The 11609-nt window shown below is 72.3% G+C and carries 11 protein-coding genes; 9 read left to right on the plus strand and 2 right to left on the minus strand.

Annotated features, from left to right (window positions below; translation table 11 throughout):
• The first annotated feature begins 4 nt into the window (after window positions 1-4).
• The 8 genes from IF00_RS0109665 (at window position 5) to IF00_RS0109700 (ending at window position 6886) form a co-directional block, all read left to right on the plus strand.
• Window positions 5-601 carry a nicotinamide mononucleotide transporter family protein gene (locus IF00_RS0109665; RefSeq protein ID WP_051820029.1) on the plus strand — a complete coding sequence of 199 codons (597 nt, stop codon included), beginning with the start codon at window positions 5-7 and terminating at the stop codon, window positions 599-601.
• Window positions 598-1878, plus strand: coding sequence for a bifunctional 3,4-dihydroxy-2-butanone-4-phosphate synthase/GTP cyclohydrolase II (locus IF00_RS0109670; protein ID WP_030316366.1), 1281 nt, complete (start codon window positions 598-600; stop codon window positions 1876-1878). Before IF00_RS0109665 ends, IF00_RS0109670 begins: the two co-directional genes overlap by 4 nt.
• Window positions 1879-1908: 30 nt before the next feature.
• Window positions 1909-2394, plus strand: a complete 486-nt coding sequence (gene ribH, locus IF00_RS0109675) for a 6,7-dimethyl-8-ribityllumazine synthase (RefSeq protein ID WP_030316368.1) — start codon at window positions 1909-1911, stop codon at window positions 2392-2394.
• Window positions 2395-2429: 35 nt separating this feature from the next.
• Complete coding sequence (locus IF00_RS0109680; protein ID WP_030316370.1) at window positions 2430-2711, plus strand: phosphoribosyl-ATP diphosphatase; 282 nt, start codon at window positions 2430-2432, stop codon at window positions 2709-2711.
• A gap of 66 nt (window positions 2712-2777) precedes the next feature.
• Window positions 2778-3626, plus strand: coding sequence for an ATP phosphoribosyltransferase (gene hisG / locus IF00_RS0109685; RefSeq protein WP_030316372.1), 849 nt, complete (start codon window positions 2778-2780; stop codon window positions 3624-3626).
• A gap of 41 nt (window positions 3627-3667) precedes the next feature.
• On the plus strand, window positions 3668-4123 hold the full coding sequence (locus tag IF00_RS0109690; protein ID WP_030316375.1) for a PH domain-containing protein: 456 nt from the start codon (window positions 3668-3670) through the stop codon (window positions 4121-4123).
• Window positions 4124-4403: 280 nt separating this feature from the next.
• A complete protein-coding gene (locus IF00_RS0109695) occupies window positions 4404-5840 on the plus strand; it encodes a hemolysin family protein (protein WP_030316377.1) in 1437 nt (478 codons plus the stop codon).
• Entirely contained in the window at window positions 5837-6886 is a 1050-nt protein-coding gene (locus IF00_RS0109700) for a hemolysin family protein (RefSeq protein WP_030316379.1), read from the plus strand. Before IF00_RS0109695 ends, IF00_RS0109700 begins: the two co-directional genes overlap by 4 nt.
• Before the next feature lie 98 nt (window positions 6887-6984).
• Here IF00_RS0109700 and IF00_RS0109705 read toward each other — a convergent pair whose 3' ends face one another.
• Window positions 6985-8898: an AAA family ATPase gene (locus IF00_RS0109705; protein WP_030316381.1), complete on the minus strand. Its 1914-nt coding sequence runs from the start codon at window positions 8896-8898 to the stop codon at window positions 6985-6987.
• A 309-nt stretch (window positions 8899-9207) separates the two neighbouring features.
• The gene (locus tag IF00_RS0109710) at window positions 9208-9837 is read right to left on the minus strand and encodes a uridine kinase family protein (protein ID WP_030316383.1); all 630 of its coding nucleotides are present in this window, start codon (window positions 9835-9837) and stop codon (window positions 9208-9210) included.
• Window positions 9838-10179: 342 nt separating this feature from the next.
• Here IF00_RS0109710 and IF00_RS0109715 point away from each other — a divergent pair, with 342 nt between their 5' ends.
• Window positions 10180-11580, plus strand: coding sequence for a peptidase C39 family protein (locus IF00_RS0109715; protein WP_030316384.1), 1401 nt, complete (start codon window positions 10180-10182; stop codon window positions 11578-11580).
• The last annotated feature ends 29 nt before the right edge of the window (window positions 11581-11609 follow it).

Genomic DNA, 11609 nt, shown 5'->3' on the forward strand with positions numbered 1-11609 from the left:
CATCATGTGGTCCGACATGATCGGCAACACGATCGGACTCATAGCCCTCGCGCTCGGCTGGCGCCGCTCCATCCTCACCTGGCCCGCCCAGCTGCTCTCCGGCCTGATCCTCGTCGGCGCCTACGCCTCCGCCCACCTCTCCGGCGGCGTCGGCAAGCAGCTCCTCGTCATCGGCGTCGCCGCCTGGGGCTGGTGGCAGTGGAACCGGGGCAGGCGGCAGGCCCAGGACGGCTCCATCGCCGTCCGCTTCGCCACCTGGACGGAGCGCGGACTGCTCCTCGCCGGCGCGACGGTCGGCACCCTCGCCGTCGGCGGCCTCTTCACCCTCTACCCGTCGCTCTCCTGGAGCCCGTGGGCCGACGCGTACATCTTCGTCGGCACCCTCGTCGCGATGATCGCCCAGGCCCGCGGCCTGGTCGAGTTCTGGTTCGCCTGGCTCCTCGTCGACCTCGTCGGCGTCCCGCTCGCCTTCAACAGCGGCCTCGCCTTCTCCGGCCTGGTCTACGTCATCTACTTCGCCCTCGTCGTCTGGGGCATGCGCGACTGGTGGCTCCGGACGCGCACGACCCCCGACACCGCTCTGGAAGGAGCCCACGCATGAGCGCCGCCCTTCCCCTCTGGGACGCCACCGACCTCGCCCTCGACCCCGTCGAGCAGGCCATCCGCGACATCGCCGCCGGCCGCCCCGTCGTCGTCGTCGACGACGAGGACCGCGAGAACGAGGGCGACCTCGTCATCGCCGCCGAGAAGGCCACCCCCGAGGTCGTCGCCTTCATGATGAGCGAGTGCCGCGGACTGATCTGCGCGCCCATGGAGAACGACGAACTGGAGCGTCTCCAGCTCCCGCAGATGGTCGAGCACAACACCGAGTCGATGAGCACGGCCTTCACCGTCTCCGTCGACGCGGGCCCCGCCCACGGCGTCACCACCGGCATCTCCGCCGCCGACCGCGCCACCACCCTGCGGATGCTCGCGAGCGGCAACCACGAGGCCTCCGACTTCGTACGGCCCGGCCACATCTTCCCGCTCCGCGCCAAGCCCGGCGGCGTCCTGGCCCGCAACGGCCACACCGAGGCCGCCGTCGACCTCGCCCGCCTCGCCGGCCTCCGCCCGGCCGGCGCGATCGTCGAGATCGCCGGCGAGGACGGCGTCATGCTGCGCCTGCCCGAGCTGGTCCCCTTCGCCCGCAAGCACGGCCTCACGATCATCTCCATCGAGGACCTGATCGCCTACCGGCGCTCCGCCGAGCCGACCGTCCGCCGCGAGGCCGAGGTCCAGCTCCCCACCGCACACGGCGACTTCACCGCGTACGGCTACCGCTCCACCGTGGACGGAGTCGAGCACGTCGCCCTCGTCCACGGCGAGATCGGCGACGGCGAGGACGTCCTGGTCCGGGTCCACTCCGAGTGCCTGACCGGCGACATCTTCCACTCGCTGCGCTGCGACTGCGGCCCCCAGCTGCAGGCCTCCATGGACCGCATCACCGAGGCCGGCCGAGGCGTCGTCGTCTACCTCCGGGGCCACGAGGGCCGCGGCATCGGCCTGCTGTCCAAGCTCCGCGCGTACGAGCTCCAGGAACGCGGCCGCGACACCCTCGACGCCAACCTGGAACTCGGACTGCCCGCCGACGCCCGCGACTACGCGGCCGGTGCGCAGATCCTCGTCGACCTCGGCGTCCGGAGCCTGCGTCTGATGACCAACAACCCCGACAAGATCGACGCCCTGACCCGGCACGGCCTCACGGTCGAGGGCCGCGAGCCCATGCCCGTCACGGCCGGCGAGCACAACCTCCGCTACCTGCGCACCAAGCGGGACCGGATGGGGCACGACCTGCCCTGGCTGGACGGCTCCTCGGCCTCCACCTGCGCCAACCAGTAATCACGTACGTATCCACCTGCAAGGAGAATCATGAGCGGCAAGGGCGCACCCGTCCTCAGCGTGAAGAACTGCGGCGACCTGCGGGTCGCGGTCATCGCGGCGCAGTGGCACGAGAAGATCATGGACGGTCTCGTCGACGGCGCCCTGCGCGCCCTGAGCGAGCTGGGCATCGAGGAGCCGACCCTCCTCCGCGTCCCCGGCAGCTTCGAGCTCCCGGTCGTGGCGAAGGTCCTCGCGGGGCGCGGCTACGATGCCATCGTGGCGCTCGGCGTCGTCATCCGCGGCGGAACGCCGCACTTCGAGTACGTGTGCCAGGGCGTCACCCACGGCCTCACCCAGGTCTCGATCGACACCGGCGTACCCGTCGGATTCGGTGTCCTCACCGTCGACACCGAAGAGCAGGCTCTCGACCGGGCCGGCCTCGAAGGATCCAGCGAGGACAAGGGCCACGAGGCCGTCACCGCCGCCGTCGCCACCGCGACCACGCTGCGCACGGTGAGCGAACCCTGGCGCTGATGACGCGACCCTTACCCCGTACTCTTAGGACCATCATGGCGAACGGAACCCGTAAAACCTTCGAAGAGCTCTTCGCCGAGCTCAAGCTCAAGGCCGAGACCGGCGACCCGGCCACCTCCCGCACCGCGGAACTGGTGGACAAGGGTGTTCATGCCATCGGCAAGAAGGTCGTCGAAGAGGCCGCCGAGGTCTGGATGGCCGCCGAGTACGAGGGCAAGGAAGCGGCCGCCGAGGAGATCTCGCAGCTGCTGTACCACGTCCAGGTGATGATGGTCGCCCGCGGGATCTCGCTCGACGACGTCTACGCCCACCTCTGAGCACACCCCTCCGGGCGCGTGCCGCCCCGGACTCCCCACCACTCCCAGGCAAAGGAAGCTCACCCCATGCTGCGCATCGCCGTCCCCAACAAGGGTTCCCTCTCCGGACCTGCGTCGGCAATGCTCCATGAGGCCGGCTACCGCCAGCGCAAGGAGTCCAAGGAGCTCGTCGTCATCGACCCCGACAACGAGGTCGAGTTCTTCTACCTGCGCCCGAAGGACATCGCGATCTACGTCGCCTCCGGGAAGCTGGACATCGGCATCACCGGCCGTGACCTGCTGCTGGACTCCGGCGCCAGCGCCGAGGAGATCCTCGCGCTGAACTTCGGCCGCTCCACCTTCCGGTACGCCACCCGCCCGGGCACCGCGAACGGCCCGGAGGACTTCGGCGGCATGACGATCGCCACCTCCTACGAGGGCATCGTCGCCAAGCACCTCGCCGACCAGGGCATCGACGCCTCCGTCGTGCACCTGGACGGCGCCGTCGAGACCGCGATCCAGCTGGGCGTCGCCCAGATCATCGCGGACGTCGTCGAGACCGGCACCAGCCTGCGCAACGCCGGACTCGAGGTCATCGGCGAGCCGATCCTCACCTCCGAGGCCGTCGTGATCCGCCGCCACGGCGCCACCGACGACAACCCGCAGGTCCAGCAGTTCATGCGCCGCCTCCAGGGCGTCCTCGTCGCCCGCTCGTACGTGATGATGGACTACGACTGCCGCGCCGAGCACCTGGAGCAGGCCGTCGCCCTCACCCCGGGCCTGGAGTCGCCGACCGTCTCCCCGCTGCACAACGAGGGATGGGTCGCCGTCCGCGCGATGGTCCCCGCCAAGGAGGCGCAGCGGATCATGGACGACCTGTACGAGATCGGTGCCCGCGCCATCCTCACCACCGCCATCCACGCCTGCCGCCTCTGACGGCACGGACCGCCCGCACCGAAGGCTCCGAGGAACCACCGATGTCCCAAGCACAGACGCCCGTCCTGCCGGTCACGTTCCGCCCCGGGCGCACCCGGGTCGTCCTGATCACGATGAGCGTCGCGATCTTCGTTGTCATCAGCGTCGTCGCGGTGTTGCTGGAGCGGCTCGGCCCGGGGGAGCGCGCCAGCTTCTTCTTCACCGCCGCGCTGCTCTCGGGAATCCTTGCGCTGCTGAGCCGCCCCAAGGTCGTCGCCGACGACGAGGGCGTCACGGTCGTCAACATCACCCGGACCCGGCGGCTGGCCTGGGCGGAGATCCTCAAGGTCAACCTGCGCCCCGGCGACCCCTGGGTCTTCCTCGACCTGAGCGACGGCACCAGCCTGCCGGTGCTGGGCATCCAGCCCGGCATCGCCAAGGAGGCGGCCATCCGGGACGCCCGCGCCCTGCGTGCCCTGGCCGACAGCCGCGGCACGGGCGCGGAGCAGACGGCCTGACGGCCGGGGGCTGAGCGTACGGCCTGACGGCCCGGGGAGAGCGGACGGTCCGACGGCCGGGGGCGTGACGTACCCCATCCGGGGGCCGACCCCCTGCCCCTCGGGGCCTTCGCGTGACTACTCTGGAGGCGGTGGTGCCGAGCGGCACCACCGCCTCGCGTGTGCAGGGCCGCGGTCTCGCGGCCCGTGAGGCCACCCTTCGACCCGAGGAGTGACTCCCTCCAGCAATGGACGGATCGTCCGGTAGTACCTGCGCCGCCCCCTCCCAGGAGGCGGCGGCATGATCGTCTCCCTTCTGCTGCTCGTCGCGGCCTTCGTCCTGATCCTCGCCAACGGCTTCTTCGTGGCCGCCGAGTTCGGACTCGTGACCGTCGAGCGCGCCGAGGCCGAGCGGGCCGCGGCCGCCGGCGACCGGCGCGCCCGCACCGTCGTCACCGCCCTGCGCGAGCTGTCCTTCCAGCTCTCCGGCACCCAGCTGGGCATCACCATCACCTCCCTGGTCGTCGGCATGCTCGCCGAGCCCGCGCTCGCCGGACTGCTGCACGGACCGCTCACCGCGACCGGACTGCCCTCCGGGGCCGTCTCCGGGATCGCGGTGGTGATCGGGATGCTGCTCGCCTCCGCCGTCCAGATGGTGGTCGGCGAGCTCGTACCGAAGAACTGGGCGGTCTCCCGGCCGCTCCAGGTGGCCCGTTTCGTCGCCACCCCGCAGCGGTACTTCTCCGCCCTCTTCCGGCCGGTGATCTCGCTGCTCAACCAGGTCGCGAACCGGCTCGTACGACTCCTGGGCGTCGAGCCCACCGAGGAGCTGGACTCCGTCCGCACCCCCGGCGAACTGGTCTCCCTGGCCCGGCACTCCGCCCTGGCGGGCGCGCTCGAACAGGACACCGCCGACCTCTTCGTACGGACCCTGTCCCTCGGCGGCCTCACCGCCGAGCAGGTCATGACCCCGCGCGTGAAGGTGAGCGCCCTCCAGTGGGACGCCACCGCGGCCGACGTCCTCAACCTCACCCGGGCCACCGGCCTCTCGCGCTTCCCCGTCTACCGCGACCGCATCGACGAGATCGTCGGCATGGTCCACCTCAAGGACGCGCTCGCCGTCTCGCCGCACGCCCGGCTGCGCACCCCCGTCGGCCGGATCGCGGTCCCGCCGCTCCTCGTGCCCGAGACGCTGCCCGCCCAGACCCTTCTGGAGCGGCTGCGCAGGGAGCAGCCGATCGCGGTGGTCGTCGACGAGTACGGCGGCACGGCCGGTGTCGTCACTCTGGAGGACATCGTCGAGGAACTCGTCGGCGAGGTCCGCGACGAGCACGACACGGTGGCCGACGGACGGCCCGAGCTGGCCGCCGCTCCCGCCGAGGACGGCCGGCCCGCCTGGGAGGCCGACGGGTCCTGCCGGGTCCACACCCTGCGCCGGATAGGCCTCGACGTGCCCGACGGGCCGTACGAGACCGTCGCCGGGCTCGTCGCGGATCTCCTGGGGCGCATCCCCGCCCCCGGCGACCGGGCCGAACTGCCCGGCTGGCGGCTCTCGGTGCGCCAGGTCGACCGCTACCGCGCCGAGCGCGTACGGATCGTGCGGACGGACCCGGCGTCCGATCCGGTGTCCGATCCGACGTCGGAACCGCTGTCGGGCCCGGCGTCCGAGCCGGTTCCGGATCCGGTGGCCGGCCACCTGGACGGGCCCGTTCCCGTCGGGGCGGAGGCGGTCCGATGAGCACCCTGCCGCTTCTCTTCGCCGTCTTCCTCGTCCTGGCCAACGGCTTCTTCGTCGGAGCCGAGTTCGCGCTCGTCTCCGTGCGCCGCAGCCAGATCGAGCCGCTCGGCGGCGCCCGTGCCAAGCAGGTCCTGCACGGTCTGGAGAATCTGCCGCAGATGATGGCGGCCGCGCAGTTCGGCATCACCGTCTGCTCGCTGACGCTCGGCGCCGTCGCCGAGCCGACCGTGGCCCGTCTCCTCGAACCCGTCTTCCACGCGGTCGGGGTCCCGGACGGGCTCGTCCATCCGCTCGGCTATGTCATCGCCCTCGCCGCGGTCGTCTTCCTCCACCTCGTCATCGGCGAGATGGTCCCGAAGAACCTGGCGATGGCCGCGCCCGAGCGGACCGCGCTCTGGCTCGCCCCCGGCCTGGTCGGCTTCGCCCGGCTCTGCCGGCCCGTGACGGCCGCGCTCGGCGCCTGCGCCCGGCTGGTCCTGCGGGCGTTCAAGGTCGAGCCGAAGGACGAGGTGGAGGCGGTCTTCACCAGCGCCCAGCTCGGCCGCCTCGTCGAGGACGCCGGCCAGGCCGGACTGCTCGACCCGGCGGAGCAGGAGCGCCTGGAGGACGCCCTCGAACTGGGCACCCGCCCGGTGACGGACGTCCTCATCACCTCGTCCTCCCTGGTCACGGTCCCGCCGACGGTCACCCCGCGCGAGATCGAGGAGCTGACCGTACGCACCGGGTACTCACGCTTCCCGGTCCGCGCCGAGCCGGGTACCGTCTTCATGGGCTTCGTGCACGTGAAGGACGTCCTCGACCTGGACGAACGGGAGCGGGCGGTGCCCCAGCGGCTGTGGCGGCCGATGGCCACGCTCCGCGCCGAACTGCCCCTCGACGACACCCTCACCGTGATGCGTCGCGCCGCGACCCATCTGGCGCAGGTCGCGGACGGCTCGGGCCGGGTGCTCGGCCTGGTCGCCCTGGAGGACGTCCTGGAGATGCTGGTGGGCGAGGTCCGCGACCCCGCCCACCGGGTGGCGTCGGACCGGGTGCCCACCGCGTAGGAGCGGTGCGCACGTCGGGGCGGTCCCTCCGGGGCCCGCCCCGACGGTCGTCGGGTCCCTCGCCAGGGCAGTGGGCCCGGGTTCCGGCAGCCCGGGTCCTAGTAGCCCGGGGGCTCCTGCTGGGGGCCGCGGTCGACCGGGCCCCGGCCCGACAGGACCTCGCCGTAGGCCTGCATCAGGTCGGCGAGCCGCAGGGTCGCCAGATCGTCCCGGGTCGGCGTGCCGGCGTAGCCGGAGAGCCGCAGATCGCGGTAGGCGCAGGACTTCTCGTACAGGGTGCGCAGGAAGCGGCCGTTGCCCAGCTCGTCGATCCAGCCCTGCTCGACGACGTGCCCGCTGATCGAGCGCAGCTCGTCGCGGGCCTCGTCGTCCCAGCCGTCGCCGTTGGCCGCGGCGAGGACCTCGCCTATGGCGGTGAGTTCCAGCGGCCGGTACGAGGGGAAGTCCACCCGGGTGGTGAACCGGGAGGAGAGTCCGGGGTTGGTGTTGAGCAGCCGGTCCATGCCCTCCGGGTAGCCGGCCAGGATGACCACGAGATGGTCGCGGTTGTCCTCGGCCCGTTTGAGGAGCACCTGGAGGGCCTCGTCCCCGTAGGCGTCGCCCTTGCTGTAGCCGGTGTTGGAGAGGGCGTACGCCTCGTCCACGAAGAGCACCCCGCCGACGGCCGAGTCGATCAGCTCATTGGCCTTGACCGCGGTCTGCCCGAGGAACTCGCCCACCAGATCGGCCCGTTGGGCCTCCACGAGATGGTCGCCGCCGAGCAGTCCGAGGGCGTAGAAGACCCGGCCGAGGATCCGCGCGACGGTGGTCTTCCCGGTGCCCGAGGGGCCGGAGAAGACGAAGTGACGTTTGGGCGGCTGGACCGGAAGTCCCTCGCCGGCGCGGAGCCGCGCCATCTCCAGCTGCGCCGACAACGCCTTGACCTGACGCTTCACCGGTTCCAGGCCGACCATGCCCTCCAGTTCGGCGAGCGCCTCCGCGAGCAGCACCGGATCGGTGGGGCCCGCGGGAAAACGCGGTGGCACCGGCTGGGACGGCACCGGGGCCTTCTGGCGTACGGTCTCCGGCGGCGTCACCGGGGCCATCGGCGGCACGGGATCGGGCGCGAGGCGCACTCCGTCGCCCAGCGGGCCGGCCGGGTCGGGCTCGGCGCCCGGCGCCGGGTCCGCGGTGTCCTGGCCGAGACCGCCGCCGGCGGTGCCCAGGGCGACCGTCGCGAGCCCGGCCGGGTCGTCGTACCCCTCGAAGCCGTCGTACTCGGCGATCGCCGCGAGCCGGGCCGCCGTGTCCATGAAGGTGGGGTCGATCCGGTGCACGGCCCGGTAGAGGGGCAGGGCTGCGGCGCTGCGGCCGGTCCCCTCGTGGGCGCGGGCCAGCCAGTACCGCAGCTCCTTGCGCTGGGGCTGCTCGCTGCGGCAGCGCATCAGCGAGGCCGACAGCAGCGGCTCGGCCTGCCCGTACATCTCCAGGCGCACCCGGGCCATGCCGCCGAAGAGCCCGGCCTCGATGCCGAGCAGCGGATCGTCGACCAGGGTCTCGGTGTACCGGACGAGCTGGTCCCAGTCCTTGACGAGATAGGCCCGGCAGGCGTGCAGAAAGCGGACCTGGGGGTCGGTGTCGACCGGGGGGAGCCCCGCGAGGGCGCGGTCCAGCTCCGGTACGTGGCGCCCGTCGAGCCAGTGGGAGGCGTGCGCGAGCAGCAGGTCGCGCGGGCTCTCCAGGACCGGCTGCACCCACCAGCCCAGCCAGTACCAGGAGTTGAGGGTGCGCCGGTACCGGGTCCGCTGCTCGCCGAAGCGGTCGCGGCTGCGGTACATGCGTAACAGCGCGGTCGTGGTGTCGACCCGGAGCGCGTGCAACCCGAGCCAGGCGTCCGCCATCCCGGGGTCGATCCTTACCGCCGTCCGAAACTCGTCCTCCGCCTGCGGATACGCGCCCATCGTGTAGGCGTCGATTCCGCGCAGCCAGGCGAGCTCGGCCGGGGCCTGCGCGCCCTGCGTGCCGATGTCCATCGGGTCCCCCACAACCGTCTTCGCATGGACGGGATTTGACCGCACCTGGGGGCATCGTACCTGCGCAGGGGGTGTGTACTTAAGGAGAAGCACATGATCCGGAAGCGGTGACCCTGGGTGAGCATCAGGGGCCGCGAAGGGCCCTTGGGAGGGCCGTCAGGGGCAGAACGAAGCCCCCGATCACGGGGGAACAACCGGGGGCTTCGCGTCCGCGGCGGCTCCGAAAAGCCGCACATTCAGAACGTAAGACCTGTACGCCCCTTGGGTCAAGCGGAGTTGAGGCACTTGCGAAAGCGGACTTTCGGCCCCTCAGTTCACGGACATGAAGCCGTCACGGTACGTGATGATCTGGTCCGTGCCCGCTGTCACACCCGGCCCGGGGAGCCAGTCGTACCCCTCGTGGCGCTCGCGTACCAGGGTGTCGGCGAAGGGCCGGGAGGGGTCCCCGGCGAAATGGCGAGTCTCCGCCACGGTCCAGCCGTCCCAGAAAGCGGCCTGGTCCGGGCCGTCCCGATGGCGGCCCCGCGCCCACGACTCCTCGGGACCGCGCTCCATCCACAGCAGCCACGCGAGGAACGGCCGCACCACCGCCCGTCCCACGCCGACCCCCTCGACGAGGACGACCGGGGCCGGCGGGAGCTCGCGCGTCTCGCCGAAGCGGTGGAGGTTCCAGTCGTACGGACGGTACGACGCGCTCTCGCCGCGCGCGAGGGGACCGAGGACCTGCTCCCGCAGCCGCCCGGTCCACTCGAAGAGCTCCTCGTGCGTGGCGAGGTCGTCGAGGTGGAGGACGGGGGCGTCGCCCAGGGCGGTGGAGAGGCGGGCGGCCAGCGTGGACTTGCCGGAGCCCGCGTGGCCGTCGACCGCGATCAGCCGGACCGGTCCGCAGGAGGGCGGCAGCCGGAGCAGCGCGTGGGCCGCGCGATCGAGGTCGTTCATGGGCCCAGGGTAGGGGAGTGGGGGACCGTCGCAGGTCAGGGAGGTACCGCCGTCAGTGGTAGAGACCAATATTGGTGCGGCGACGCGGGGCGAAGTGCTGGCGGAGGCGTGGTGGAAGCCGCGATAGTGGGGCGCGCGCGGCCCGTCCGTGCGCCCTGCGGGTCCCGGCGCCCGGAGGCCACTACGCCCGCGTGCCCGCCCGCCCGCGGGCCCGGCCCGGTCCGCCGGCCCCCTGCCTCAAGACCCGGCCCGCCCCACGCCCGCCCGCTCGCCCTGCCGCTCGCTCGTCCGGCTCGTCCACAGGTTCGTACGCCCACCGTTCTCGACTGGGGGTCACCGTCCATGACCAGCTCCACCCCGCGCAGAACCGTTCTCGCAGCGGCCCTCGCGGCCGCCGGAACGGCGGCCACGGCCGCTCCCGCCGTTGCCGCCGTCCCCGACCGTGCCGCCCGCCGCCCGGGCGCGGACCCGGCCTCCGCCGGGGACGCGGGGCGGGGCCACGCCCCCGCACCCGGCCTCGTCGACAACCGCTTCTGGGCCTCGTACACGGACTGGAGGTGCGGCAGCGCGGCCGGTACGAGGGCGGTCGCCGGACACCGCCCGGGTCTGGTCCTCGCCGCCCCGGCCGGGCGCACCGACTACACCGACCCGCACACCGGGCGGACCTCCGCTTGGGAGTACGCCGTCTGGACCTCGCCCGAGCACACCCCGACCGTGCCCGCCGCCGAGGTCATCGCCTCCTGGAACGCCCACACCCCGCCCGGCACCTGGCTCCAGGTCGAGCTGTCCGGCACGTACACCGACGCGACCGCCACCCCCTGGTACGTCCTGGGCCGCTGGGCCTCCGGGGACGGCGACATCCGGCGGACCTCGGTCGACGACCAGACCGACGGCAGGAGCACCGTCTGGACCGACACCTTCGCGATCGACGACACGGCGAGCGGGCTGCGGCTGGCCTCGTACCGCCTGCGGCTGACGCTCTACCGCGCCCCGGGCAGCGGTCTCACGCCCACGGTCTGGCGGATCGGCGCGATGGCCTCGGACATCCCGGACCGCTTCACGGTCCCGGCCTCCGGCCCGGGGCTCGCCCGCGAGCTGGCCGTGCCGCGCTATTCGCAGAACACCCACGTCGGGCAGTACCCCGAGTACGACAACGGCGGCGAGGCGTGGTGCAGCCCGACCTCCTCCCAGATGATCGTCGAGTACTGGGGGCGCCGTCCCTCGGCCGAGGACCTCGACTGGGTGAACCCGGCCTTCGCCGACCCCCAGGTCTGCCACGCGGCCCGCTTCACCTTCGACCACCAGTACGAGGGCTGCGGCAACTGGCCCTTCAACGCCGCCTACGCGGCCACGTACCCCGACATGAACGCCGTGGTCACCCGGCTGCGCTCGCTCACCGAACTGGAGAGCCTCGTCCGGGCCGGCATCCCGGCCATAACGTCCCAGTCCTTCCTCAAGGAGGAACTGACCGGGGCCGGCTACGGCACCTCAGGCCACCTCATGACCGTCATCGGCTTCACGGCGGACGGCGACATCATCGCGAACGACCCCGCCTCCCCGAGCAACGAGGCCGTCCGCCGGGTCTACCGACGCCGCGAGTGGGAGAACATCTGGCTCCGCACCAAGCGCTACGACGCGAACGGCAAGGTCAGAAGCGGTACGGGCGGGGTCTGCTACGTCTACTGGCCGCACAGACCGTCACCGACCCAACGCCGCGCGCTGCAGGATCTCGGCCTGGCGTGAGCATGCACGGACCGGCGGCCGCCTCGACG

The organism is Streptomyces flavochromogenes, from assembly GCF_000717595.1.
GTDB lineage: Bacteria > Actinomycetota > Actinomycetes > Streptomycetales > Streptomycetaceae > Streptomyces > Streptomyces flavochromogenes.